This is a genomic window from Paraburkholderia sp. BR14374 (assembly GCF_040948685.1).
Lineage (GTDB): Bacteria > Pseudomonadota > Gammaproteobacteria > Burkholderiales > Burkholderiaceae > Paraburkholderia > Paraburkholderia youngii.
The window spans coordinates 1-25,972 of sequence record NZ_JBFPKF010000023.1; the positions used below are offsets into that span (position 1 = coordinate 1).

Sequence of the window (25,972 nt, forward strand, 5' to 3'; positions counted from 1 at the left end):
GCGTGTGCTGCACGTGTCGCGCGAAGGTGCTCGAGGGCGAAGTGAAGATGGAAAAGAACTACACGCTCGAAGAACACGAGGTCCGCGACGGGTTCGTGCTGACGTGCCAGTGTCATCCGGTGAGCGAGAAGGTCGTCGTCAGTTACGACGAACGTTGAGCCTGGAGCTTTCGTGGCAGGGCGTGGACTCGCTTCAAGTAGCGGCCGGCGCCGCTTTCGGCCGTTTCGCGATCCGCTTACACTAGGGGCCGCTCATCGATTGGGACATCGGTTTCCAGTCGGCGAGCGGCCTCTTTTTGTTACAGCTGCAAGCGTCACAACAAGCCCTTGCCCATGAGCACGATTCACCTCACCAACGGCGACGTCGCCGCCGAGTCGCTGCGTACCGCGCTGGCCCAGGCGGGCCGCGACGACCGCGTGCAGCCGTTGCGCGACGATCTGGCGGTCGGCCCGCTACGCGGCGTCGACGACGCTCCGTACGTGCGCGCCGACTTCTGGGAACGCGTCCACGCCGACACGCAGCGCGACTTCGTGCGCGAGTTCCGCGAACAGGCCGCAGTGCTCGACGGCCTCTCGAACGACACCGCGAATCTCGTTGTGTGGCACGCCGAAAGCGCGTCCGATCAGCTGATGCTGCGCCGTGTCTGCTACCTGGTGCGCAACAGCCCGCAGCGTTTGAACGAAGTGCGTCTGTCGATCGCCGACCTCGCCGATCCGCAAGCGTGGGCGCATACGCGCAAGGACCGCGCGACATCGGTCGGCATGTTTGCACCGGACGTATTGCATGCACATCTGTCAGACGCCGCGCCGATTTCCGTGCTGCGCATCAGCCGGCTCGCGCTCGAATGGCAGGAGGTCAAGCAGGCGAACGGCGAGACGCGGTGCTGGCGTGACAATACCTTCACGAGCGGCAGCTTTGCCGAACTCGACACGCTGATCCTCGAACGCGCAAGCGACGACTGGCAGCCCGCCGCGCGCGTCGCCGCCTATGTTATGACCGCCGAACTGTGGTTTCTCGCCAGCGACAGCATCGTGCTGTGGCGCATGCGCGAACTCGCGACGCAACGACGCATCGACCTGCGTGGCGACGCGAACGAATGGCGCTCGCTCGAACTGCGCGCGGCGTCCGCTTCCAGCTCACTCCAATAAGATAAAACAGACAACTATGGCCCGCACCCGAGCCCCCGACCACGAAACCCAGCGCGAGCAGATTCTCGAACTGGCCGCCGCGAAGTTTGCGCAGACCAGCTACCCAAGCACGTCGATGGCCGATCTCGCCGCGGCGAGCGGCACCTCCAAAGCGCGCCTCTATCACTATTACGAGAGCAAGGAAGCGATCCTGTTCGACCTGCTCGATCGCTACACGAAGCGGCTGATGCTGATCATCGCCGAGGTGGAAGGGTCAAGCCAGCGGCGCGAACTGAGCGAGCGCGAAACCTTCGCGGAGCTGATCCGCGCGTTCCTGTCCGAGTATGAGACGTCGCACAGCCGGCACGTCGCGCTGTTGAACGATGTCAAGTATCTGGTCGATTCGCAGCGCGAGATCATCCTGAACCGCCAGCGCGACGTGGTCGCCGCGTTCGCGCGGCAGCTCGCGCGCGCCTACCCCGAACGAGCGACGCGCGACAACCAGACCGCGCTGACGATGATGGTGTTCGGCATGATCAACTGGACCTTCACGTGGCTCAAGCCGGACGGCCGCATGGGTTATAGCGAGTTCGCCGAACAGGTGGTCGGCATGGTCGAGCATGGTCTCGGCACCGCGCCGGTCAAGTGAGACGACGGTCCGAACCGGCGCTTTGGATGATGCAAAGCAACAACATTCAAACGAAATATGTCAGCTCCGGGGATGCATGCGGCATCGTGTCCCGAACGTGCGTTCATTTTGCATTTCCTTTAAAAATCAATTGACTAAATTTAGGGCTCCCGCGGTCTAGGTAGTCACCTCAATTTTTGATACGGGTTTTCCCTAGTGAATGGCTTGGATTTCCGCTAAAATCGGTTTTGCGGTGCACAACACCGCCTGATTAAAAGGAGAACCCGACCATGAACACGCTGAGCCTTCGCACCACCGAGCCGATCGCGCCGAACGACCGCGCGTCGCTGTCTGCTGGACGCGCGCACGTTCTGGTCCGAGAACTCACCGCGGTCGATCGCGAACGCCTGCTCACGCACTTCCTCGCGCTCGACGAAGAAGACCGACTGCTGCGCTTCGGCCAGGCTGTGCCGAACCACGTGATCGAAAACTACGTGCGCACGATCGACTTCACGCGCGACACCGTGTTCGGCGTGTTCAACAGCAAGCTGGAACTGAGCGGTGTCGGCCATCTGGCCTACCTGCCGGCCGAAGGCAACAAGCGCACCGCCGAATTCGGCGTCTCGGTGCTCGAAAGCGCGCGTGGCATCGGTATCGGCTCGAAGCTGTTCGAGCGCGCCGCGATCCGCAGCCGCAACACGCATGTGACGACGCTCTACATCCACTGCCTGGCGCGCAACTCGACCATGATGCACATCGCCAAAAAGGCCGGTATGAAGATCGAATACGCGTACGGTGAAGCCGACGCCTATCTGACGCTGTCGCCGGCAGATCAGTCGAGCATCCTCGCGGAAATGCTGCAGGAGCAGGCCGCCGTGTTCGACTACGCACTCAAGCGCCACGCGCGCCAGGCATCGCGGCTGTTCGAGTCGTTCATGCCGGTGGCTGTCGCTGCCTGAACAATCGCTACGGGGAAATTAGACTGGGGCGGCCGCAAGGTCGCCCTTTTTCTATCTGTACCAAATCAACGCCATGCGCAGGGCGTTACGCGTGAAGCCTACAAAATGGGCAGAGCTGTCGTTTCCTTGATTTTTTCGAGCGAAAAGCTCGATTTCACATCGATCACCGATGGATGCCGCAGCAATTGATCCTGGACGAAGCGCGAAAAGTGCGCCATGTCCTCGACCTGGACGCGCAGCAGATAATCCATCTCCCCCGTCATCGCGTGACACGCGACCACTTCGGGCCACGTCTGCACGGCCGCGCCGAACAGATCGGCGTGGGTGGCATCGCCATGCGGACTGAACGCGCGACCGCCGCCCTTCTCCAGCCGCACGTTGACATACGCAAGCAGGTCGAGTCCGAGACGCTGCGCGTCGAGTAGCGCGACGTAGCCGCGAATCACGCCGCTTTCCTCGAGCCGGCGAATCCGCCGCAGGCACGGACTCGGCGACAGATTGATCCGCTCCGCTATCTCTTGATTCGACAGCCGGCCGTTTTCCTGAAGGATCGCCAGAATGCGTCGATCGATCGCATCTATCTCGGTATTAGCCATGTTCTGCCACGTCTCGCTCGAATCGAGCCATAAAGTAGCTCGACAATAGCGACGCGCGATTAAGTTCGCAAGTTCTTGCCTCCATCACAGTTCTACACTTGCCCTATCCGGTCGCGCTCAGCCGACCGTCCCGCGCGCTCACCGCCAGCGCGCCTCGGCAACCCCTTTGCATGGGATTGGAGACAGACAATGCAGGTTTCTACTTGGGAAAATCCGGTCGGCACCGACGGCTTCGAATTCATCGAATACACGGCGCCGGACCCGAAAGCGCTCGGCAAACTGTTCGAACGGATGGGTTTCACCGCCGTCGCGCGACATCGTCACAAGGACGTGACGCTGTATCGTCAGGGCGACATCAATTTCATCGTCAATGCCGAGAAGCATTCGTTCGCGCAGCGCTTCGCGCGCTTGCATGGCCCATCGATCTGCGCGATTGCGTTTCGCGTGCAGGACGCCGCGAAGGCTTACGCTCAAGCGCTCGAAAAAGGCGCGTGGGGATTCGACAACAAGACAGGCCCGATGGAGCTGAACATCCCGGCGATCAAAGGCATAGGCGATTCGCTGATCTATTTCGTCGACCGCTGGCGCGGCAAGAACGGCGCGGCGCCGAACAGCATCGGTGACATCGACATTTACGACGTCGACTTCGAACCGCTTCCCGGCGCGAACCCCAATCCGGTCGGCCACGGCCTGACCTATATCGATCACCTGACGCACAACGTGCATCGCGGCCGCATGCAGGAATGGGCCGAATTCTACGAGCGCCTGTTCAACTTCCGCGAGGTGCGCTACTTCGACATCGAGGGCAAGGTGACGGGCGTGAAGTCGAAGGCGATGACTTCGCCGTGCGGCAAGATCCGCATTCCGATCAACGAGGAGGGCTCGGACACGGCCGGTCAGATCCAGGAATATCTGGACGCGTACCACGGTGAAGGCATCCAGCACATCGCGCTCGGCACCAGCGACATCTACCGCACCGTCGACGGCCTGCGCGCGTCGAACATTTCGCTGCTCGACACGATCGACACCTACTACGAACTCGTCGACCGGCGCGTGCCGAATCATGGCGAGCCGCTCGAGGAACTGCGCAAGCGCAAGATTCTGATCGACGGCGCGCCGGACGATCTGCTGCTGCAAATCTTCACCGAAAACCAGATCGGCCCGATCTTCTTCGAGATCATCCAGCGCAAGGGCAATCAGGGCTTCGGCGAGGGCAACTTCAAGGCGCTGTTCGAATCGATCGAGCTCGACCAGATTCGCCGCGGCGTCGTGCAGGACAAGACCTGATCGCGGTGACTCGCGCCTGATCGGCGCGCAGAAGAAAAAAGGGCGAGGATCGCAGGATCCTCGCCCTTTCACGTTGCACGCCGCCGCTCTCTTCGAAACGGCGGCCGGTTGTCACAAGACGCGCGCGATGTGGCGCGTCATGAATTCTGCCTGTACTCATTGCTGCCGGTCGCACCGTCGACCGTTCCGACCTGCGCCGGCGCTACCTGCGCCGTGCGCATGATCGCGTTCGACAGCGCCCCCGTACTGCCCGGATTCGAGTGCATCGGCGCGCTCATCGCGAAGAATGCGGCGGAAACCATCAGGAACGTCTGGATGTTTCTTGTGTTCATGCGTACTCCTTTTCTAACTGCCCTGCTGTCCAGAAGCTGCGCAAAATGCGCAGCGATCGGTATCGCTCGCAGGTCGGGGATTAGACAGTGGTTTTCACTGCGGTTCCGCATATTTGTAGGTTTTACAGCTTGTTACATGCGCAAGCACAACCTAACTCGATTCCGCGGAAAATCCGCGCCAACTGCTGACAACGCGCGGCCAACTTGCAGCGAAACGGTCTGAAATCAGACTCGGCGCGGGCGATTTCTGATCCGCTGCGGCGGGTTTCCACCAGTGCTACCATCGCTTGAAACCCGTCAATATGACGACCCCGGCCCCAGCATTCACGAGATGCCGGGGGCCAGAAAAGTTTTGGTGATCCCAAGCTGAAGTGGAGGAGTACACATAATGAATGCCCCGCTAGACGCAGGTCAGCGAGCCTCGCTCGAAGCCGCGTTGTCTTCCGTCACGCTCGACGACAAATACACCCTCGATCGCGGCCGCGCTTACATGAGCGGCATCCAGGCGCTGGTGCGTCTGCCGATGCTGCAGCAGGAACGCGACCGCGCCGCTGGCCTCAATACGGCCGGCTTCATCTCCGGCTACCGCGGGTCCCCGCTCGGCGGACTCGACCAGTCGCTGTGGAAAGCCAAAAAGCATCTGTCCGCGCATCAGGTCGTGTTCCAGCCAGGCGTCAACGAAGACCTCGCGGCCACCGCCGTGTGGGGTTCGCAGCAGGTCAACCTGTACCCGAGCGCCAAATACGACGGCGTGTTCTCGATGTGGTACGGCAAGGGCCCCGGCGTCGACCGCTCCGGTGACGTCTTCAAGCACGGCAACTCGGCCGGCTCGTCGCGGCACGGCGGCGTTCTGGTGCTTGCCGGCGACGATCACGCGGCCAAATCCTCGACACTCGCGCACCAGTCCGAACACATCTTCAAGGCGTGCGGACTGCCGGTGCTGTTTCCGTCGAACGTGCAGGAATATCTGGACTTCGGCCTGCACGGCTGGGCGATGAGCCGCTATTCGGGCCTCTGGGTCGCGATGAAGTGCGTGACCGACGTGGTCGAATCGTCCGCATCGGTCGATATCGACCCGCACCGCACCAGCATCATCCTGCCGGAAGACTTCGTGATGCCCGATGGCGGGCTGAACATCCGCTGGCCCGATCCGCCGCTCGTGCAGGAAGCGCGTCTGCTCGACTACAAGTGGTACGCCGGCCTCGCCTACGTGCGCGCGAACAAGCTCGACCGTGTCGAAATCGATTCGCCGCACGCGCGCTTCGGCATCATGACCGGCGGCAAGGCCTATCTCGACGTGCGTCAGGCGCTGACCGACCTCGGTCTCGACGACGAAACCTGCTCGCGCATCGGCATCCGGTTGTACAAGGTCGGCTGCGTGTGGCCGCTCGAAGCGCAAGGCGCGCAGGCCTTCGCGCGCGGTCTCGACGAAATTCTCGTGGTCGAGGAAAAGCGCCAGATCCTCGAATACGCGATCAAGGAAGAGCTGTACAACTGGCCCGACGCGCAACGCCCGCGCGTGTTCGGCAAGTTCGACGAAAAGGACGGCGCCGGCGGCGAATGGTCGGTGCCGATGGGCAACTGGCTGCTGCCGGCGCACTACGAGCTGTCGCCCGCGATCATCGCGAAGGCAATCGCCACGCGGCTGGACAAATTCGATCTGCCGTCGGACGTGCGCGCCCGGATCGCCGCGCGCATCGCGGTGATCGAGGCGAAGGAAAAAGCGCTCGCGCGGCCGCGCGTCGAAGTCGAGCGCAAGCCGTGGTTCTGCTCGGGCTGCCCGCACAACACGTCGACCAATGTGCCGGAAGGCTCGCGCGCGATGGCCGGCATCGGCTGTCATTACATGACCGTCTGGATGGACCGCAGCACCAGCACGTTCAGCCAGATGGGCGGCGAAGGCGTCGCGTGGATCGGCCAGGCGCCGTTCACGAACGACAAGCACGTGTTCGCCAATCTCGGCGACGGCACCTACTTCCACTCGGGGCTGCTCGCGATTCGCGCGGCGATCGCATCGAAGGCGAATATCACCTACAAGCTGCTGTACAACGACGCGGTCGCGATGACGGGCGGCCAGCCGGTCGACGGCGTACTGACCGTGCCGCAGATCACGCATCAGCTCGCCGCCGAGGGCGCGGCGAAAATTGTCATCGTCACCGATGAGCCGGAGAAATACGCGGCGAATGTCGGCCTCGCGCCCGGTGTCGACATTCATCACCGCGACCAGCTCGACGACGTGCAGCGCCAGTTGCGCGAGATTCCCGGCACCACGATCCTGATCTACGACCAGACCTGCGCGACCGAAAAACGCCGTCGCAGGAAGCGCGGCGCGTATCCCGATCCGGCACGGCGCGTCGTGATCAACGAGGCGGTGTGCGAAGGCTGCGGCGACTGCTCGGTGAAGTCGAACTGCCTGTCGGTCGAACCGCTCGACACCGAGTACGGCACGAAGCGCCAGATCAACCAGTCGACCTGCAACAAGGACTTCTCGTGCGTGAACGGCTTCTGCCCGAGCTTCGTCTCCGTTGAAGGCGGCCAGTTGCGCAAGCCGAAGACTGCGTCGGGCGCCGGCACCGAAATGCCGCCGGTGCCGGACCCCGAGCTGCCGTCGATCGAGCGTCCGTACGGCGTGCTGGTGACGGGCGTCGGCGGCACCGGCGTCGTCACGATCGGCGCGCTGCTCGGCATGGCCGCGCATCTCGAGAACAAGGGTGTCACCGTGCTCGACGTCACCGGCCTCGCGCAGAAAGGCGGCGCCGTGATGAGCCACGTGCAGATCGCGAACCAGCCGGCCGACATCCATGCGACACGCATCGCAATGGGCGAAGCGAGCCTCGTGATCGGCTGCGACGCGATCGTGACCGCCAGCGACGAGTGCGTGTCGCGGATGCAGGCGGATCGCACGCGCGTGGTGCTGAACAGCGCGCACACGCCGACCGCCGAGCTGATCAAGAATCCGAACTGGCGCTTCCCCGGCAGCAGCACCGAAGCCGACGTGCGTGCCGCAGCGGGGAACGACAACGTCTCGGCCGTCGACGCGAATCACTTTGCCGTCGCGCTGCTAGGCGACGCGATCTACACGAACCCGTTCGTGCTCGGCTACGCGTGGCAGCGCGGCTGGGTGCCGCTCACGCACGAGTCGCTGATTCGCGCGATCGAGCTGAACAACGTGCAGGTGGAGAAAAACCGCGCCGCGTTCGAATGGGGCCGGCGTGCCGCGCACGATCTGGCCGCGGTACGCGAGCTCACGCAATCGCAGGGACGCGGCGAGTCGGCCGACAGCGCAAGCGGCAAGATCATCGCACTGCATACGCCGAAGGCGCTCGACACGCTGATCGACAAGCGCGCCGACTACCTGACCGCCTGGCAGAACAGTGCGTATGCGCAGCGCTATCGCGCGCTGGTGTCGCAGGTGCGGGCCGCGGAAGAAGCGCTCGATTCCGCCGACGGCCAAATGCCGCTGACCGAAGCGGTCGCCAAGAACCTGCACAAGCTGATGGCGTACAAGGACGAATACGAAGTCGCGCGTCTCTACAGCGACCCGGCGTTCATCGAAAAGCTGAACGCGACGTTCGAAGGCGACTGGAAGCTGCATCTGCATCTCGCGCCGCCGACGCTATCGAAGAAGGACGCGCACGGCCATCTGGTGAAGAAGAAGTACGGTCCGTGGATGTTCCGCGCGATGCACGTGCTCGCAAAGCTCAAGTTCCTGCGCGGCACCGCGCTCGACGTGTTCGGCAACACCGAGGAGCGACGCACCGAGCGCGCGCTGATCGGCGAATACGAGGCATTGGTGCGTGAATTGATCCGCGGGCTGACTGCGCAGAAGCGCGATCTCGCGGTCGAGCTCGCGAACCTGCCCGACGGCATCCGCGGTTATGGGCACGTGAAGGAGAACAACCTGAAAGGCGTGCGCATCAAGTGGAACGAGCTGCTCACGCGTTGGCGTTCGTCCGATGCAGGCAAGACGACGCAGCACGCGGCCTGATCGACTCTGGCAGTTGAACTGAAAAGCGGCGGTCTTCACGGACCGCCGCTTTTTTCGGACGCAAAAAAAGCGCCACGGAACCGCAATTCCGTAGCGCCTTTACCGAAGCCGTCGCGCGCGTTACTGCCGCCCCCGCTTCAACCCCGCGCGATGCACGTTACTTCGCGTTCACCGACTTGCGCGCGTTCGCCGAAGCGACCGCCGTCATGTTGATGATCCGGCGCACGGTCGCGGCCGGCGTCAGGATATGCACCGGCTTTTCCGCGCCGAGCAGGAACGGTCCGACCGTCACGCCCTCGCCGCCCACCACCTTCAGCAGGTTGTACGCGATGTTCGCCGCTTCGACGTTCGGCATGATCAGCAGGTTCGCTTCGCCGGCGAGCGTCGTGCCCGGAAACGCGGCCTTGCGGATGGTCTCCGACAGCGCCGCGTCGCCGTGCATTTCACCGTCGATTTCGAGCGACGGCGCACGTTGCGTGATCAGCTTGCGCGCCGCGGCCATGCGCTGCGACGACGACGACGGCGCGCTGCCAAAGTTCGAGTTCGACAGCAGCGCGACCTTCGGCGTGATACCGAACTTCTCGATTTCGCGCGCGGCGAGCATCGTCATGTCGGCGAGCTGCTCGGCGGTCGGTACTTCGTTCACGTACGTGTCGCAGATGAACAGGTTACGGCCCGGCAGCATCAGCAGGTTCATCGCGGCGAAGTTCTCGACGTTGTCGGCCTTGCCGAGCACCTGCTCGATGAAGTTCAGGTGCGTGTGGTACTGGCCGATCATGCCGCAGATCATGCCGTCCGCATCCCCGAGATGCACGAGGATCGCGCCGATCAGCGTGTTGAACTTGCGCATCGCGGCCTTCGCGACGTCCGGCGTCACGCCTTCGCGCGCGCCGAGTTCGTGATACGCCTGCCAGCTCTTGTGATAGCGCGGATCGTCTTCCGGATCGACGATCTCGACGTCTTCGCCGCACTTGAGCTTCGAGCCCATCTTCCTCAGACGCATCTCGATCACCGACGGGCGGCCGACCAGGATCGGCTTCGCGATCTTTTCGAGCAGCACGAACTGCGCGGCGCGCAGCACACGCTCGTCTTCGCCTTCCGCGAACACGATGCGCGCCGGCGCCGCCTTCGCCGCCGCAAACACCGGACGCATCACCATGCCGGACCGATAGACGGTCGCGCCGAGTTGCTCGCGGTACGCGTCCATGTCCTGGATCGGACGGGTCGCGACGCCCGAATCCATCGCCGCCTGCGCGACGGCCGGTGCGATCTTGATGATCAGGCGCGGATCGAACGGCTTCGGAATCAGGTATTCGGGACCGAATTCGAGCGAGTGGCCTTCGTACGCCTTCGCGACTTCATCGCCCTGGTCGGTTTCCTCGGCCAGCTCGGCGATCGCGCGTACGCAGGCGAGCTTCATTTCTTCGGTGATCGTCGTCGCGCCGACGTCGAGCGCGCCGCGGAAGATGAACGGGAAGCACAGCACGTTGTTGACCTGATTCGGGTAGTCCGAACGGCCCGTCGCGATGATGCAGTCCGGGCGCACCTTGCGCGCTTCTTCCGGACGGATTTCCGGCTCGGGGTTCGCGAGCGCGAGAATCAGCGGCTGCGAGCCCATTTCGGCGACCATCTCCGGCTTCAGCACGCCAGCGCTCGAGCAGCCGAGGAACACGTCGGCGCCGCGGATCGCATCGGCGAGCGAGCGCGCTTCGGTGTGCGCCGCATAGCGCTCCTTCGACGGATCGAGGTTGCCGCGGCCTTCGTAGATCACGCCCTTCGAGTCGGCGACGATAATGTTCTTCTTCGACAGACCGAGGTTGACGAGCAGATCCAGGCACGCAATGGCGGCGGCGCCCGCGCCAGAACAGACCAGCTTCACTTCGTCGAGCTTCTTGCCGACCACTTTGAGGCCGTTCAGGATCGCCGCCGACGCGATGATCGCGGTGCCGTGCTGATCGTCGTGGAAGACCGGAATCTTCATACGTTCGCGCAGCTTCTTCTCGATGTAGAAGCACTCGGGCGCCTTGATGTCCTCGAGGTTGATGCCGCCGAGCGTGGGCTCGAGCATCGCGATCGCCTCGACGAGCTTGTCCGGATCGGATTCGGAGAGCTCGATGTCGAACACGTCGATGCCGGCGAACTTCTTGAACAGACACCCCTTGCCTTCCATCACCGGCTTCGCGGCGAGCGGGCCGATATTGCCGAGGCCGAGCACCGCTGTACCGTTCGTGATCACGCCGACCAGGTTGCCGCGCGACGTGTACTTCTGCGCGTCGAGCGGTTCCTCGTGAATCGCCATACAGGCTGCAGCCACGCCCGGCGAATATGCGAGCGACAAATCCAGCTGGTTCGACAGCGGCTTGGTGGGCGTCACCGAAATCTTGCCAGGTTTCGGATTCTGGTGATATGCGAGAGCGCTTTGCTTGAGTTGTTCGTCCATTTCTAGGCCTGCGAGACGTAAGTGATTGGACCCGGCGCCCCACACCGTTGCGGCGTTTTCATCTGTCGAATGGATAGCCGACCGAGGCGGTTTTCGCACGCGCCCGGCAAGGCGCGATGACTTACCTCGACGAAGACGGGACGATGCGGAGTGCTTCGCGGGTCGATCAGTGTACACCCCGGAAGTGTCGATGCACTGAGTGGTTAACAGAACTCACCATTGGCGAAACAGCCGCTATAAACGCGGAGTCGCTGCACCTAACTGTGTTTTTCCGCCCGTTGGCGGCGGCACGCTCAGTCGAGCTCGGCGCCGCGTCGCTCAGGGATCAGAAATAGTGTCGCGAAGATGTCGAGCAGGTAAATTGACGCGAGCAGCGCGAGCGCCGCGCCGAACGAGTAGCGCGCCGCCAGCGCGCCCACCGCCACCGGCCCAAAGCCGCCCACTGCGCGGCCGGCGTTGAACAGCACGTTTTGCGCGGTGGCGCGCGCATCGGTTGGATAGAGCTCGGAAATCAGCGCGCCATAGCCGCCGATCATGCCGTTCACGAACACCCCCATCGCCGCGCCGCCGATCAGCAACGCCATCGGCGTCGTCAGTTGCGCATAGACGAACACCATCACGACTGCGCCCGCCTGGTAGAACAGGAACGTCGGCTTGCGGCCGAAGCGGTCGGCGGCGATGCCGAATAGCCAGATGCCGGCCGCCATGCCGAGAATCGTCGCGGCGGTCCATAGCCCCGATTTGGTCAGCGAATAGCCGAAGGTCTTCGACAGATAGCTCGGCAGCCAGATCATCAGCCCGTAATAGCCGAAGTTCTGCACCGAGCACAGGATCATGACGCCGAGGCTCGCGCGCATCGTGCGCGCATCGACGAACAGCAGTTTCAGCGGCAGCTTGCGCATGCCGCGCGCGACGCGTTGGTTGAAAAGCGCCGGCTCCTCGACGCGGCGCCGCACGAAGAACGACACGACCGCCGGCAACAGCCCGAGCGCGAACATGCCGCGCCAGCCGATCACCGGCAGCAGGAGCGGCGTCAGCAACGCGGCCGCCAGCACGCCGACTTGCCAGCCAAGACCGACATACGACGACACCCGCGCCCGCTGCGACGCCGGCCACGCTTCGGCGACCAGCGTCATGCCGATGCCGAATTCGCCGCCCAGCCCGATGCCGGCGATGGTCCGGTAGACCAGCAGGTCCGTATAGCCCTGCGCGAGCGCGCACAGGCCGGTGAACACCGCGAAGATCAGGATCGTCCACGTCAGCATGCGCACGCGGCCGAAATAATCGCTGAGCACGCCGAACAGCACGCCGCCCGCGACTGCGCCGATCAGCGTCCATGTAACCAGCGCGCCGGCCTGCGGCGAGCTCAGATGCAGGTCGGCGGCGATCACCGGCAGCATGAAGCCGAGGATCAGCAGATCGAAGCCGTCCATCGCGTAGCCCAGCACCGACGCGAGCAGTGCGCGGCCCGCATGGCCCGGCTTGACGGCAAAACGGGTTTCGGTGGCGGAGGCTGAGGCGGATGGAGCGGCGTTCATTGAAAGCATTCCGTTGGTCTGGAGGCGGCTGCGTGGGTAAGACGATGCGCGCGCCGAAGCGCCCACCGGGGGCGGCGGCGCGTACGACGGCCTCCTCGGTGCGACCCATTTCAGGTAAAATAACGGCCCACGCGCGCAGCAAAAGCCGGTCTTTGCTCTTCCCCCGGCCGCGTATCCCGCCCAGCATGGCGCGGCATACCCCGCTTGCTGCGCCACCGGGCCCGGCGCCCGCTTCTCCCCCGCTCACTCAGAAGGATCCGCCCATGACAGGCTTCGATCGCCAGACGATCTCCGACACCACCGCCAAAATGCTGCTCGAAGTGCAAGCAGTGCATTTCAACGCGGAGAAACCGTATATTTTCACGTCCGGCTGGGCGAGCCCGGTGTATATCGACTGCCGCAAGCTGATCTCGTATCCGCGCGTGCGCCGCGGCCTGATGGAAATGGCCGAAGCGACGATCCTGCGCGACGTCGGTTATGAGCAGATCGACGCGGTCGCCGGCGGCGAAACCGCAGGTATCCCGTTCGCGGCATGGCTGTCCGACCGCCTGATGGTGCCGATGCAGTACGTGCGCAAGAAGCCGAAGGGTTTCGGCCGTAACGCGCAGATCGAAGGTCTGCTGACCGAAGGCCAGCGCGTGCTGCTCGTCGAAGACCTGACGACCGACAGCCGCAGCAAGATCAACTTCATCAACGCACTGCGCACCGCCGGCGCGACGGTGAACCACTGCTTCGTGCTGTTCCACTACAACATCTTCAAGGAAAGCGTGTCGGTGCTGAAAGACATCGACGTCGATCTGCACGCGCTCGCCACGTGGTGGGACGTGCTGCGCGTAGCGAAGCAAAACAACTACTTCGACACGAACACAATCGACGAAGTGGAGAAATTCCTGCACGCGCCGGCCGAATGGTCCGCGGCGCATGGTGGTGCGACGTCTGCGCCGCAATAAAGCCATCGCGGTAAAGCAGTGACAATAAAAACGTAGCCACTTTATGCGAATTGAATAAGAAAGCCGCCTGTTGCGAAACAGGCGGCTTTTTTATCGCCGATTGCATATTGCCGATTACCTTTCGCCGATTACGCGGCGGCCAAAACGAGGCGCGATATCAGGAATCGTTCGCGACGTTCCTGGCCGCGTTCGACGACAGATTCAGCAGACCATTGCTCTGCGCATACTGGAATAGTTGGGAGTCGCGATCGATTCCGAGCTTGCGCATGGCTGCATTTTTCTGCGTGCTGATCGTCTTGATGCTGCGATTCAAACGCTCCGAAATTTCCTTGATCGTCATACCCGATACGAACAGCCGCACGACTTCGAGTTCGCGCCTCGACAGCTTCGAGTCGTCGCGCTTGCCGGCCGAATTGACCCGCAACCCTTCGAGCACCGCCTTCACCGACGGACTCATATAGGTCATGCGACGGCCGACGTGCTGCACCGCAAGCGCAATATGGCTGAGATCGTCCGACTTGTTCACGACCGACGTCACGCCAAGCTCTTTGAGCCGTTTCAGTAAGGCGGCGTTCTCGAGCATGGTGAGCACGACAATGGGCAGGTTCGGAAAATTGCGGCGCAAATAGTCGATCAGCTGCAAGCCATCGCCGTACTGACCGCCCGGCATGGCCAGGTCGGTGACGAGCACGTCGCATCCGATGGATTGCAACAATTTGATGAGTTCAGTCGACTGTCTTGCGCGCCCAACGACTTGCATACCGGGAAATTTGTGAAGCGCATTTTCGGCACCAAACAGAATAACCGGATGATCGTCTGCCACCACGACCCTGAGTGAAACTTGCATCGTCCTCCTCTGGACGGATAAACCGGTCTCCACAACTTCTAACACTTCTTTCGACGCTCGCTATTTAAACGAGATGAATACAGCCAGGGTCGCCCGATAATCCTCTTACTATAGCTGATTTCCTATCTGCTAATTCCGCGGGACGCGAACAGATTGCGTCGCAGAGCTAATCAGCGCTGGTGTTAGACTTTCTTCGACCTTGGGGCACAATTCAGGACAACGACCATCGCGAGGACCCGCGCCTCGCGCCCTGACAGGAGAACCGGCATATGCGCGTGCGGTGCCTGGTTGTTTCGTTGGCTTCATCCTGGTGGCATCGATCGCTCGCCGTCGGTGCGATGCTCGCACTATTGGCGGCGCATAGTGCCGGTGCCCGCGCCGACGAGCCGTTCACGCTGACGAGCGCGAGTGTGCGCGCGGGCGGCGCCGTGCAGAATGCGCAGGTGTTCGACCAGAGCGACTGCAAGGGCGGCAACCGGTCACCGCAGCTTTCATGGCGCGCCGCACCTGCCGGCACGCGCGGCTTCGCGATCACGATGTTCGACGAGGACGCGCCTGGGCGCGGTTGGTGGCATTGGGCGGTCGCGGGCATCCCGGCCACGGTCGACAGCCTGCCCGAGAATGCCAGTTCGTCCGGTTTCCTGCGCAAGCTCGGCGCGGTCGAAGCGCGCAACGACTTCGATACCGACGGCTATGGCGGCCCGTGCCCGCCGCCCGGCAAACCGCATCGCTATATCATCACCGTGTACGCGCTGAACTCGGCCGATCTGCGTCTCGCGCAAGGGCGTCCTGCGTTGATGTTCGATCACGAGATCGGCACGGCCGCGATCGGCAGCGCGAAGCTGGTCGTCAATTTCGGGCGCTAGTGGCGGCCAGCGCGGTCGTCATGGCGCGCCGCCTCGCCTCATCGGGTTTCGTCTCCCATCACCTTCCGGGTCGCCTTGCTGGAGCAGTCCATGTCGAAGATCGTCATCGTTTATCACAGCGGCTACGGCCATACGAAGAAGGTCGCCGAAGCCGTGCTCGCGGGCGCGCTTGAAGCCGGTGCGCACGCGAAGTTGATGCCGGTGGGCGACCTCGACGACGCCTCGTGGGACGAACTCGCCGCCGCCGACGCGCTGATCTTCGGCGCGCCGACCTACATGGGCGGCCCGTCGGCCGACTTCAAGAAGTTCGCCGATGCGAGCTCGAAACCGTGGTTCGCGCAGGCGTGGAAAGACAAGATCGCGGCCGGCTTCACCAACTCGGCGACGATGAACGGCGACAAGTTCTCGACGATCCAGTACTTCGTCACGCTGGCGATGCAGCACAGCATGATCTGGGCGGGCACCGGCATGATGCCGTCGAACACGAAGGCCGCGACGCGCAACGATCTGAACTTCGTCGGCGGCTTTACCGGCCTGCTCACGCAATCGGCGGCCGATGCGTCGCCCGACGAAGCGCCGCCGCCGGGCGATCTCGAAACCGCGCGCCTGTTCGGCGCGCGCATCGCGGGCGTCACCGCGCGCTGGATCGCGGCGCGCGGTTGATGGCAGAGCGGTCTGAACGGCGCCGAAGCGGCGTCGCGCCGCATCTGTAGTGCATCTTCGGTCATCAGCCCGCATTTGCCGCGCAACGGGTCACGCCGATGTCACGTTGCGCGCGCATCGTCGTTTTTTCGCGCTGCACCGCACGATCGCGGCGATGACGTCTTAAAATAACGTTCCGGCGCGGCGTCGCGCCCCGTTTCCAGCGAGTGAGAGTGAGATGAGCACGAAAGTTTTTGTCGACGGACAGGAAGGCACGACCGGCCTGAAGATTTTTGAATACCTGTCGCAGCGCGCTGACGTCGAAATCCTGCGTATCGAAGAAGCGAAGCGCAAGGACCTGGACGAGCGCCGTCGTCTCATCAACGCATCGGACGTCACGTTCCTGTGTCTGCCCGATGTCGCCTCGCGCGAATCTGCTTCGCTCGTCGAGAACGACCGCACGGTGCTGATCGACGCGAGTACCGCATTCCGTACCTCGCCCGACTGGGCCTACGGCCTGCCTGAGTTGGCCCGTTCGCAGCGCGAGCGGCTGCGCACCGCCAAACGCATCGCCGTGCCGGGCTGCCACGCCTCGGCGTTCGTGCTCGCGATGCGCCCGCTCGTCGAAGGCGGCGTCGTCGCGCCCGAGTTCGCCGCGCATGCCTACTCGATCACCGGCTACAGCGGCGGCGGCAAGAAGATGATTGCCGACTACGAAGCCGGCGGCAACGACAGGCTGAAGAGCCCGCGCCCGTACGCGCTCGGCCTCACGCACAAGCATCTGCCGGAAATGGCCGCGCATACGGGCCTGAAGTCGGCGCCGATCTTCACGCCGATCGTTGGCGACTTCTACAAGGGCCTCGCGGTCACCACGTACTTCTCGCCGGGCCAGCTCGCGAAGAAGACGACACCGCAGGACGTGCAGGCTCTGTTCGCCGAGTACTACGCAGGCGAAGCATTCGTGCACGTCGCACCGTTCGACGCCGACGCGAACCTCGACAATGGCTTCTTCGACGTGCAGGCGAACAACGACACCAATCGTGTCGACCTGTTCGTGTTCGGCAATGAGGAGCGCTTCGTGACCGTCGCGCGTCTGGACAATCTCGGCAAGGGCGCGTCGGGTGCGGCGATCCAGTGCATGAATCTCGCGATCGGCGCGACCGAAGACAGCGGTTTGAAACGCTAAGCGAGTCGACCCGCGAGCCTCGCTGCGAGCCTACGAAAAAGCCGGTCTATAAAGACCGGCTTTTTCGTTTTAATACCGCGAACCCGGGTCACTTCTTTCGTGGCCGCGTCGTATAAGTTCTGAGCTTGATTTTCTGCGCTTGCGGCGGCGGCGCTTTGCGCACACGCGGCGAATTCCGGGCAAAAAAAAGCCCGCCTAGGTTGGCGGGCTGAATCCATATCAGAGGAGACATGGAGGAGACAAGACGTACTATAGCAAACCGCTTGGTGCGTTGCAACATGCAAATTAGGGTTGACCCTCGATGTTGCAAACATACAACGGTCACACAAATACGCTTGAGTTTCCCCTTGTCTGCCCGCAGGCGCGGTGATCAGTGCCGTACAAGCGCCATCATCGCGCCGAAACCCACGAATACACCGCCCGTCAGCCGGTTGAACATGCGCGCGACGCTGCGGCTCTTCAGCTTCGCGCCGATGCGTGTACCAAAACCCGCGTACACCAGATACCAGCTGACCTCGATCAACGCGAACGTCGCGAGCAGCACGCCGAACTGCGGCAACTTCGGTTCGGTGGCATCGATGAATTGGGGCAGCAGCGCGGCCGCGAACAGAATCGCCTTCGGATTGCTGCTCGCGACCAGAAGGCCGTTGCGAAACAGCGCGAAGCGCGAGCGCGCGGGCCTAACCGCCAGATCGTCGACGGTTTGCGCGGCGGCTTCGTCGGCCGGCGCGCGCCATGCCTTGATGCCCAGATACACGAGGTAGGCGGCGCCGATCATGCGCAGTGCGTTGAACATGGTCGGCCATGCCGCCAGAAACACGCCGAGTCCCGCCGCCGATACAGCCAGCATCAGCACCAGCGCCGACAGACAGCCGGCCATCGTCGCGCTCGCGCGGCGCAAGCCGTGCTGGGCGCCGTGCGTCATCACGAGCAGCATGTTGGGACCGGGAATCGCGGAAACGATGAAAACGGTGGCGACGAACAGCCACCAGGTATGCAGAGTCATCGAGGTCGGGAGTAGGGAAATCGGGCGGCCATTATGCCTTGCCGCCCAGCGTGACTCCATGCGGTCACATTGGGTCGATCGCTCGCGTGCGGCGATCGACGGCCACGATCAACGGCCGGCGCGCCGTGCGGCCACTTGGCCCAGCACCGCGAAATCCTTCTCGCCGTCGCCGTGCGCGATCGCCTCGATCAGGCTGTCGCGCACCACGCTTGCGACCGGCATCGGCGTCGTCACCGCATCGGCGGCGGCGAGCGCGAGGCGCACGTCCTTCAGTCCCAGACGCGCCTTGAACAGCGCCGGTTCGAAGCGCTGCTCGGCGATCAGCTTGCCGTAGCCCGAGTACACCGGCCCCGGGAACAGGCCGCTCGTGATCACATCGAGGAAGTCCTGCATTCCGACGCCGTGGCCCGTCACGAGCGCGGCCGCTTCGCCGAGCGACTCGATCGCCGCGCCGAGCATGAAATTCGCGGCCAGCTTCATCACGTTCGCCTGCTGCGGCAGCGAGCCGATGCGCCAGGTCTTCTGGCCGAGCACGTCGAAAATCGGCTGGATCCGGTCGATCGATTCGGCCGGGCCGCCCGCGACGATCGTCAGCTTGCCCGCGGCTGCGACGTCGGGCCGCCCGAGCACCGGCGCGGCCACATAGTGCACGCCGCGCGACGCGTGCGCAGTCGCCAGTTCCTCGGCGAGCGCCACGGAAATCGTCGCCATGTTCGCGTGGATCAGCCCGCGCGGCGCATGTTCGAGCAGCGACGCGGTGATGACTTCGCGCAGCGCGGCATCGTCGGCGAGCATCGAGAACACGGCGTCGCCCGCAAACGCTTCAGCCGGCGTGGCGACCACTTGCGCGCCCAGCGCGGCCAGCGGCTGAGCCTTCTCCGGCGAGCGGTTCCACACGCGCACCTGGTGCCCGGCTTTCAGAATGTTTGCAACCATCGCGGCGCCCATCTCGCCGAGACCGATAAAACCGATGTCCATCTATCGCTCCGTCTTCTAAAGAAACCGAAGTAAAGCACACTCATGCGACACGCGCAGGACAACACGCCGCCCCGGCGGTGCGATACTGCGGGCATGGTCACCGCGACATTCCGCTTCTACGAGGAGCTGAACGACTTCATCGCCCGGCCGCTGCGCCGGCGCGCGTTCACCTGCGTCTGCGCGCGCGACGCGACGACCAAGCACATGATCGAAGTGCTCGGTGTGCCGCATACCGAGGTCGAGCTGATCCTCGTGAACGGCGAGTCGGTCGGTTTCGATTATCCGCTCGCCGACGGCGACCGCGTCGCGGTCTATCCAAAGTTCGAGGCGCTCGACATCCAGCCGCTGCTGCGTGTGCGCGAGCGTCCGTTGCGCGTGATGCGCTTCATCGCCGACGCGCATCTCGGCGGCCTCGCGCCACTATTGCGGCTCGCGGGCTTCGACACGCTGTACGACAACCACTTTCCCGACGCCGATATCGAGGCGCTCGCCGCCGCGCAACAGCGCATCGTGCTGACGCGCGACCGCGAGCTGCTCAAACGCCGCAACATCACGCATGGCTGCTATGTGCGCGCGCTGCGGCCGCGCGAGCAGTTACGCGAAGTGTTCGAGCGGCTCGATCTCGCGCGCAGCGCGCAACCGTTCCGGCTATGCCTGGTATGCAACGCGCCGCTGCGGCGAATCGGGCGCGAGGAAGCCGGCCCGCGTGTGCCGCACGGCGTGCTGCAGCGGCATAGCCGCTTCGTCACCTGCGATGTATGCGGACGGGTGTTCTGGGAAGGCACGCATTGGCGGAGGATGCGTGCGTTGATGGACAGCGTCTCCGCCAGCGCGCCGGAGCGAGTCGGCTGACGTCGCGCGCTTGCGTACAATGCGGGTTGATCTATTTGGCAGAGGCCTTTCCGATGGCGATGAAAAAAACCGACCTTGAAAAGAACAAGGCGCTGAAACTGGGCAACGCGATGAAGCAGGCGGCCGCGAACCGCGGCGGCAAGAACGCGGCGACCGAGCCGAAAGTCGACCGGCGCGAGCAGCGCAAGCTCGATCAGGCGCAAGGCCTCGTCCCGTTCGCGTGCAAGCTCAATAGCGGGCTGGTTGAAGAATTGAAAACGCGCGCCGCCACGCATCCGGACGGCCTGAACGGTTTGCTCGATGAAGTGATCCGGCGCGGGCTCGCGGGCTGATCTCCCCGCGCGCAATATTCGCCGCAAAAGCAAAAAGGCCAGAGCGCGAGCTCTGGCCTTTTTGCTTGCAACGCATCTGCCTTCACCGGCTGCATCGACCGGCAAGCGGCCCGGTGCAGCGGTATGGCACACCCGACGAGCGGGCGTCGGCTTAGTTCTGCGTGCCCTTGTCGTTCGTGCCAGCGGCCGAAGCTGCAGCGGAAACGTGTGCCTTCTTGCCGTGGGTCTTCAGTTGCTTGATGTGGTGCTTCTTCGGTGCGCTTGCTGCTTCCGTAGCTGCGGCATCCGATGCCTGTGCGAAAGCCTGAACGGAAACGAGTGCGATCGAGGCGGCTGCGAGCGAGACGATAACTTTTTTCATGTGTTGATCCCCAAACCAGACGACTTAGTCAATGTGAATGAATACAACAGCTGTACGGTAGAGCGGGCCGGACTTCGAGGCGCCTTGTGCTCCCCGCGGGAGAGTATTACCCAAGCGTAGGCGGTTTGTCATGCGCAAAACTCGATATGTATTTTCCGGGAGACAGCCTGCTTTCAACGTGCTTGCATCGACCTGCAAGTTGCACCAGGGACACTACCAACTCCCCCGTGAAGCCACCTGCCGCGCGCCTCGCCGACCGCTTCGCCGCGCTCAAACAAGGTTCCGCAGCAGGCTCGCGGTCTCCTGCAGCGCCGGCAAAACGCGGTGCAGCGCGGCGTTCGCCGACTCGTCGCCGATCGGCATGCTGACGCTGATCGCCGCGACCACCGTACCGCGCCGGTCGCACAACGGCACCGCGACGCCGCGCACCCCGATCTCGAGCTGCTGGTCGGTGACCGCGTAGCCGTTGCGGCGGATTTCGCCGAGCACTTCCCTGAGCCGGTCGACCGTCGAATAGGTGTACGGCGTAAAAACCTTGATCGGATACGACGCGAGCCACGGGTCGATGCTGTCGGGCGGCTGAAACGCGAGCAGCACGAGCCCCGCCGACAATAACGGCGCCGGCGCGCGCGAGCCGGTCACGAAGCCGACCGCCATCGCCCGATTCACGCCGTTGCGCGCGACGTAGACGACGTCGTGTTCGTCGAGGATCGCGACCAGCGCGGTTTCCTGCACGGTCGCGGTGATCCGCTGCTGGAACGGCTGCACCGTGCGCGGCAGCCGCGCCGAATCGAGGTAAGACTGCCCGAGCCGCAGCACCCGGGGTGCGAGCCAGAACAGCTTGCCGTCGGTGTCGACGTAGCCGAGCTCGCGCAGCGTCAGCAGATAGCGGCGTGCGGCCGTCCGTGACAGGCCGGTGCGCGTGGCGACCATCGTCGGCGTCATGCGCGCGTGTTCTTCGTCGAATGCTTCGATGATCGCGAGCGCCTTCGCGGCGCCCGCGATCCAGTCCTTGTCGTCCATTTCGTTTGCTCGTGGAAGGAGCCAGGCATCGCGGTCCGGTTTGCAAGTCGCGTGATCACAGCGATCCGCACGGCGGCGACCGCGGCCGTTGCGCGATTGTCGCGCGGCTCGCGGGCTTTGCCTGCCCGGCGCGCGAGGCCCGCGTATCATGTGAGCGATTCCTTACGGGCTGCGCACCGCGTGCCGCGCCCTTGCGGCTTCCCAGCCCGATCCACACGACAAAACAGAACAAACCTTGAATCCCGACACCCGCCAACACCTGCGCGCTAACGTGCTGATGCTGATCGCCGCGATGATCTGGGGCTCCGCGTTCGTCGCCCAGCGACTGAGCCTCGATACGATCGGCCCGTTCCTGTTCACCGGCTTGCGCTTTTTGCTCGGCGCGCTCGTCGTGCTGACGATGATCGTATGCGTGCGCCGCCCGGCGCTCGCCGAACTGACGAAGCGCGCGCCGGGCGGCGCCCGCGAACTGCTTGGCGCGGGCGGGCTGCTCGGTGTCGTGCTAGCCGTGTCGATCTCGCTGCAGCAGATCGGCCTGCAGTACACGAAGATCGCGAACGCGGGCTTCATCAGTTCGCTGTATGTGGTGATCGTGCCGCTGCTCGGCGTGCTGTTTCGCCACCGGACCGGCCTCGGTACATGGCTTGGCGCGCTGCTCGCGGCCGTTGGCATGTACTTCCTGAGCGTCGACGAGCACTTCTCGATGCTGTATGGCGACTGGTATCAGCTCGCCGGGGCGCTGGTGATTTCCGCGCAGATGATGCTGGTCGGCCGCTTCGCGGCGCGCCACGACACGCTGATGCTCGCGCTCGTGCAGTTCGTGACCTGTGGGCTCGTGTGTCTGTCGATTGGCCTCGTCGTCGAGCCCGTTAGCGCCGCGGTGATTGTGCGAGCCGCGCCGACGATCGCGTATGGCGGTGCATTATCGGTGGGCGTCGCGTATACGATTCAGGTGGTCGCGCAGCGCTATGCGGCGCCTTCGCACGCGGCGGTGATTTTCAGCATGGAAGGCGTGTTCGCGGCGTTCGCGGGCTGGCTCGTGCTCGGTGAGACGCTGACGGCGCGCGCATTGTTCGGCTGCGCGCTGATGCTCGCGGGATTGATCGTGTGTCAGGTACTGCCGAGCTGGCAACGCGCCCGGCAGCGTGCTCCGCAGGGGTTGTGACTGACAGCGGTTAAAACGATTCGACGCCGACGCTCGGTGCGCGACGCGCACCGCCAGGCGTCTTGCCCATTCGCCCAACTATGCCGCGCGCGGACGAGCGAATAGGCTCGGCGTATCGGCGGTCGGCGGAAACACACACCAGCAGCCGTCGTCGTGCCGAAAGAAGAACAAACCGCGCGCGCCCTCTTCCGACGAAGTTTCCACCCGCACATAACGCCGCCCGCCGGTGCGCGTGCGGCTGAACTCCGTCACGTGAACCGGCTCCGCCGGCGATGGCGAAAGCCACTTGTCGACCAGAAACCGCAACGACTGTTCGCTCGCGGTTCTCATGATCTGCTCCGGAACAGCTTGTCGCGCTGCGCATTGCGCGTGGACTCGGGACTGTCGTCGTCGCGAGCGGTGTCGCCGTTCTCGGCAGCCTCGGCGGCTGCCAGCGCCATCATCCGATTGGTTGCGGCCGCCCGCAACGATCTGCAATGGGCCGCATGTCGAAGGTCCGACAGAAGACGGACTAGCTGTCGTGCTGATCTGCGTTTCATACATCCCCCGCACTGCACCAGAAACCTCACAAAGCACTTTAACTCTATGCCGGATTGTTCGCTGGGCAAATGGTTTTTGACGAAATAGCAACAGTTGCGCTTGCAATAAGAAGGCGCGCAATCTTCGTACCGCGTCATCAATGTGCGCGTTCGGTGGCCGAAATTCTGTGCGTTGGCGAGCGCTTCGCATCGCGCGAAGCGCAGGTGCGGGCAACGGTTATCCACAGCGACCTCTGAATAACTTCGGGATAGCACGACGAACAGCCTGTGCGCGAAATCTTGATAAAGGCGGGGGTCGGTTGACGGGTGTTCGAACTTATCCCAGTTATGTAGTTTTTCTACCGACGTGTTCCGCAGGGTTATCGGTTTGGCATGATGTTGAAGCGGCGGGACATTTGCGACTTATCCACAGAATCGGTTAACCCTTGTTAACTACTACTACGTATGTATACGTATCAAGTAAACACCATAAGGTGAATCTGGCTACGCGCCTGAATCGAAGGCTGATCGGACCTTGATCAGCCTCGATGCGAAAGCCGCTGCGCCGCTGTCACGGCGCCAGAGACGCCGTGCCGCTCGCGGGTTCGATCGCAGCGGCCTGGCCAATCGGGTCGGTTGGTTGGACCGGAGAGAATGGCGACGGCGTCCTTAACGAAACCGGTGCGGGCGCTGATCGGACCGCTTGAACCGCAGATGGCTGCGTCGCCTGAACCGACACTGCCGGCGTCGCCTGAACGGCAGCGGGAGTCGTCGCCGGTAACGGCTCGGGGACCGGATCAGGAATCGTCAGCTGGAGCGGCGTGGCTACCTGCATTGGCAGCGTGCGCGTTTCGATCGAGCTGCTCGTCACCGGCTGCGTACGCACGACGGTCTGCAAGTAGTGATCGACGAGGCTGAAAAAGCGGTCGTAAAACTTCCCAGACGGGATCGTTTCGCTCGAGATCTTCACCATCGCGTCGCTATTCGAGCGAATCGGCAGCGACAGCGAACCGAGCACGCTGAGCCCGACGCTCGCCGACGTATCGCTCTTCTTCAACGCAAAGCCGTTCTGCACCGCGTTCACATAAACGATGCTGGTATTGGCCGCCTCTTCGCCGGGCGTGCAGACGACGTGAAATTCGACGACCACGTGTGAATCGCCTGTCGGTTGAAAATTCTTCGTGCCGTCGACGGTATCGGGGCGCGACATCGTCGTCAGATAGCCTTGACTCAGCAGTGCGCGGCGCGCGGCTTCGCAGCTATCACCGGTACTCGAATTGAAATTGCGCGCGTACGGGCTTGCGCCGGTTTCGAACAGTTCCTGCGTGAATTTAGGTTGCGGCGTGCTGCCGCTGCATGCCGTGAGCGCGAGCAGCCCGAACAGGGCCGCGGCGGTGGTGCGGGAGAAGGGGGTCTGCATGATCAGGTGCAAGAAGCGCCTCGTGAGCGCGAATGGGAATGCATTGTAGAGCGGGCAGCGCTATGTGCGTAAAAAGCATGCAAGCCGGAGCCCGAACCCCATTACGTCATGTAACACAGCACATCAACTGGATGCACGCCGCCCAGCCTTCGCAGCACGTACGGGCGAAAACGGGAGTAAAAGCCGCGCCGGGGCGCCTAGTTCGATGTCGTGCGCGTCGAGCCCGCTGTCGCGGCCGAACTCGACCCAGAGCCCGCGGTGGCCCCGCTCGCCGCAGGTGCCACAGATGCAGTGAGCGCCGCCGGTAGGCTGAACGCGTCGGCCCACGGGTCCGCACCGGCGCAACGATCCGCCTCGCAGGACGCGGACCGCCCGGCGGCTTCTGAAGCGCCGTCCGCGGGCGTCGCAACCGCCGCGAAATCTTCGACGCGCAGATTCACCTTCTGCGCATAGGCCTTTGAGCCGCCATAGCTCTTCAGTGCCGTATTCAGATCGCCGTTCGCCGAGCGCATGTAGCCGTATAGGATCGCCGAACCGGCTTCGATGTTCGCACCCGGTTCGGTCAGGTCCTTCACGTTGCGCAGCAGCCCGCGGTGCGCCTGCGGCACGACCTGCATCAGCCCCGTCGCGCCATTGGCGCCGCGAGCCTTTTCCTTGAAACGGGATTCGATCGAGATGATGGCGAGCAGCAGCGCCGGAGGGAGGGAGTATTTGTTGGCGGCGGATTGCACCGCGTCGGAGATCTTTTGAGCTTTTTCTCTGCCCACACCGAATTTCTGCGTCAGGTACGCCGATATTCGGTCGGTGTTTTCGTCGGCCGCCGCGGTTTGCGCGAGGCCGAGCGAAAGCACGATCAGGCAAAGTAACCGGCTCATAGTGGACGTCGGAGGAAGCAAAGATCCGCGCATTATAGCTCCGAGGTGCACTGCGG

The 25,972-nt window shown here is 63.5% G+C and carries 25 protein-coding genes; 13 read left to right on the top strand and 12 right to left on the bottom strand.

Features of this window, described 5'->3' with window-relative positions; genetic code table 11:
* The 4 genes from AB3X86_RS32690 to AB3X86_RS32705 form a co-directional block, all read left to right on the top strand.
* Window positions 1-158: 2Fe-2S iron-sulfur cluster-binding protein (locus AB3X86_RS32690; protein WP_368599199.1), on the top strand; the 158-nt coding region annotated here is incomplete at its 5' end.
* 174 nt (window positions 159-332) lie between these two features.
* A complete protein-coding gene (locus AB3X86_RS32695) occupies window positions 333-1,148 on the top strand; it encodes a DUF1835 domain-containing protein (protein WP_368599161.1) in 816 nt (271 codons plus the stop codon).
* A gap of 16 nt (window positions 1,149-1,164) precedes the next feature.
* Complete coding sequence (locus AB3X86_RS32700) at window positions 1,165-1,776, top strand: TetR/AcrR family transcriptional regulator (protein WP_176124623.1); 612 nt, start codon at window positions 1,165-1,167, stop codon at window positions 1,774-1,776.
* Between the two features lie 269 nt (window positions 1,777-2,045).
* Window positions 2,046-2,714: a GNAT family N-acetyltransferase gene (locus tag AB3X86_RS32705; protein WP_368599162.1), complete on the top strand. Its 669-nt coding sequence runs from the start codon at window positions 2,046-2,048 to the stop codon at window positions 2,712-2,714.
* Between the two features lie 98 nt (window positions 2,715-2,812).
* Here the strand turns inward: AB3X86_RS32705 and AB3X86_RS32710 are convergent, their stop codons facing one another.
* Window positions 2,813-3,310 (bottom strand): Lrp/AsnC family transcriptional regulator, encoded by a 498-nt coding sequence (locus tag AB3X86_RS32710; protein ID WP_368599163.1) that lies wholly within the window; start codon window positions 3,308-3,310, stop codon window positions 2,813-2,815.
* Between the two features lie 189 nt (window positions 3,311-3,499).
* On the opposite strand from AB3X86_RS32710, the gene hppD reads away from it, so the two are divergent.
* Complete coding sequence (hppD, locus tag AB3X86_RS32715) at window positions 3,500-4,597, top strand: 4-hydroxyphenylpyruvate dioxygenase (RefSeq protein WP_368588146.1); 1,098 nt, start codon at window positions 3,500-3,502, stop codon at window positions 4,595-4,597.
* 137 nt (window positions 4,598-4,734) lie between these two features.
* On the opposite strand, the gene AB3X86_RS32720 is transcribed toward hppD, so the two are convergent.
* Window positions 4,735-4,929 carry a hypothetical protein gene (locus tag AB3X86_RS32720; RefSeq protein ID WP_368599164.1) on the bottom strand — a complete coding sequence of 65 codons (195 nt, stop codon included), beginning with the start codon at window positions 4,927-4,929 and terminating at the stop codon, window positions 4,735-4,737.
* 388 nt (window positions 4,930-5,317) lie between these two features.
* On the opposite strand from AB3X86_RS32720, the gene AB3X86_RS32725 reads away from it, so the two are divergent.
* Window positions 5,318-8,917 (top strand): indolepyruvate ferredoxin oxidoreductase family protein, encoded by a 3,600-nt coding sequence (locus AB3X86_RS32725; protein ID WP_368599165.1) that lies wholly within the window; start codon window positions 5,318-5,320, stop codon window positions 8,915-8,917.
* Between the two features lie 157 nt (window positions 8,918-9,074).
* On the opposite strand, the gene AB3X86_RS32730 is transcribed toward AB3X86_RS32725, so the two are convergent.
* Together AB3X86_RS32730 and AB3X86_RS32735 are read right to left on the bottom strand one after the other, a co-directional pair.
* The gene (locus AB3X86_RS32730) at window positions 9,075-11,357 is read right to left on the bottom strand and encodes an NADP-dependent malic enzyme (protein WP_368599166.1); all 2,283 of its coding nucleotides are present in this window, start codon (window positions 11,355-11,357) and stop codon (window positions 9,075-9,077) included.
* A 293-nt stretch (window positions 11,358-11,650) separates the two neighbouring features.
* A complete protein-coding gene (locus AB3X86_RS32735; protein ID WP_368599167.1) occupies window positions 11,651-12,895 on the bottom strand; it encodes an MFS transporter in 1,245 nt (414 codons plus the stop codon).
* Between the two features lie 263 nt (window positions 12,896-13,158).
* Between AB3X86_RS32735 and AB3X86_RS32740 the strand changes: the two genes are divergently transcribed.
* A complete protein-coding gene (locus tag AB3X86_RS32740) occupies window positions 13,159-13,845 on the top strand; it encodes an orotate phosphoribosyltransferase (RefSeq protein ID WP_368599168.1) in 687 nt (228 codons plus the stop codon).
* A 157-nt stretch (window positions 13,846-14,002) separates the two neighbouring features.
* On the opposite strand, the gene AB3X86_RS32745 is transcribed toward AB3X86_RS32740, so the two are convergent.
* Window positions 14,003-14,692: a response regulator gene (locus tag AB3X86_RS32745; protein WP_368599169.1), complete on the bottom strand. Its 690-nt coding sequence runs from the start codon at window positions 14,690-14,692 to the stop codon at window positions 14,003-14,005.
* A gap of 269 nt (window positions 14,693-14,961) precedes the next feature.
* Here AB3X86_RS32745 and AB3X86_RS32750 point away from each other — a divergent pair, with 269 nt between their 5' ends.
* From AB3X86_RS32750 to argC, 3 genes are all read left to right on the top strand, one after another.
* Complete coding sequence (locus tag AB3X86_RS32750) at window positions 14,962-15,558, top strand: YbhB/YbcL family Raf kinase inhibitor-like protein (protein WP_368599170.1); 597 nt, start codon at window positions 14,962-14,964, stop codon at window positions 15,556-15,558.
* 90 nt (window positions 15,559-15,648) lie between these two features.
* Complete coding sequence (locus tag AB3X86_RS32755) at window positions 15,649-16,221, top strand: flavodoxin family protein (protein ID WP_176380117.1); 573 nt, start codon at window positions 15,649-15,651, stop codon at window positions 16,219-16,221.
* Between the two features lie 217 nt (window positions 16,222-16,438).
* Complete coding sequence (gene argC / locus AB3X86_RS32760) at window positions 16,439-17,386, top strand: N-acetyl-gamma-glutamyl-phosphate reductase (protein ID WP_176124610.1); 948 nt, start codon at window positions 16,439-16,441, stop codon at window positions 17,384-17,386.
* 370 nt (window positions 17,387-17,756) lie between these two features.
* Here the strand turns inward: argC and AB3X86_RS32765 are convergent, their stop codons facing one another.
* Window positions 17,757-18,392 (bottom strand): LysE family translocator, encoded by a 636-nt coding sequence (locus tag AB3X86_RS32765; RefSeq protein WP_368599171.1) that lies wholly within the window; start codon window positions 18,390-18,392, stop codon window positions 17,757-17,759.
* 108 nt (window positions 18,393-18,500) lie between these two features.
* Window positions 18,501-19,370, bottom strand: a complete 870-nt coding sequence (locus tag AB3X86_RS32770; RefSeq protein ID WP_176110071.1) for an NAD(P)-dependent oxidoreductase — start codon at window positions 19,368-19,370, stop codon at window positions 18,501-18,503.
* Between the two features lie 93 nt (window positions 19,371-19,463).
* Between AB3X86_RS32770 and AB3X86_RS32775 the strand changes: the two genes are divergently transcribed.
* Both AB3X86_RS32775 and AB3X86_RS32780 read left to right on the top strand, forming a co-directional pair.
* A complete protein-coding gene (locus AB3X86_RS32775; protein ID WP_368599172.1) occupies window positions 19,464-20,222 on the top strand; it encodes a Mut7-C RNAse domain-containing protein in 759 nt (252 codons plus the stop codon).
* A 53-nt stretch (window positions 20,223-20,275) separates the two neighbouring features.
* Window positions 20,276-20,554 (top strand): hypothetical protein, encoded by a 279-nt coding sequence (locus tag AB3X86_RS32780; RefSeq protein ID WP_176110069.1) that lies wholly within the window; start codon window positions 20,276-20,278, stop codon window positions 20,552-20,554.
* 151 nt (window positions 20,555-20,705) lie between these two features.
* Here AB3X86_RS32780 and AB3X86_RS32785 read toward each other — a convergent pair whose 3' ends face one another.
* Both AB3X86_RS32785 and AB3X86_RS32790 read right to left on the bottom strand, forming a co-directional pair.
* On the bottom strand, window positions 20,706-20,915 hold the full coding sequence (locus AB3X86_RS32785; RefSeq protein ID WP_018432578.1) for a hypothetical protein: 210 nt from the start codon (window positions 20,913-20,915) through the stop codon (window positions 20,706-20,708).
* 270 nt (window positions 20,916-21,185) lie between these two features.
* Window positions 21,186-21,938, bottom strand: a complete 753-nt coding sequence (locus AB3X86_RS32790; protein ID WP_368599173.1) for an IclR family transcriptional regulator C-terminal domain-containing protein — start codon at window positions 21,936-21,938, stop codon at window positions 21,186-21,188.
* A 235-nt stretch (window positions 21,939-22,173) separates the two neighbouring features.
* Between AB3X86_RS32790 and AB3X86_RS32795 the strand changes: the two genes are divergently transcribed.
* Complete coding sequence (locus tag AB3X86_RS32795; protein ID WP_368599174.1) at window positions 22,174-23,103, top strand: DMT family transporter; 930 nt, start codon at window positions 22,174-22,176, stop codon at window positions 23,101-23,103.
* A 78-nt stretch (window positions 23,104-23,181) separates the two neighbouring features.
* Here the strand turns inward: AB3X86_RS32795 and AB3X86_RS32800 are convergent, their stop codons facing one another.
* The 3 genes from AB3X86_RS32800 to AB3X86_RS32810 form a co-directional block, all read right to left on the bottom strand.
* On the bottom strand, window positions 23,182-23,433 hold the full coding sequence (locus AB3X86_RS32800; protein ID WP_176124598.1) for a hypothetical protein: 252 nt from the start codon (window positions 23,431-23,433) through the stop codon (window positions 23,182-23,184).
* A gap of 759 nt (window positions 23,434-24,192) precedes the next feature.
* Window positions 24,193-25,041: a DUF2242 domain-containing protein gene (locus tag AB3X86_RS32805; RefSeq protein ID WP_368599175.1), complete on the bottom strand. Its 849-nt coding sequence runs from the start codon at window positions 25,039-25,041 to the stop codon at window positions 24,193-24,195.
* 197 nt (window positions 25,042-25,238) lie between these two features.
* Entirely contained in the window at window positions 25,239-25,916 is a 678-nt protein-coding gene (locus AB3X86_RS32810) for a transglycosylase SLT domain-containing protein (protein WP_368599176.1), read from the bottom strand.
* Window positions 25,917-25,972 lie beyond the last annotated feature (56 nt).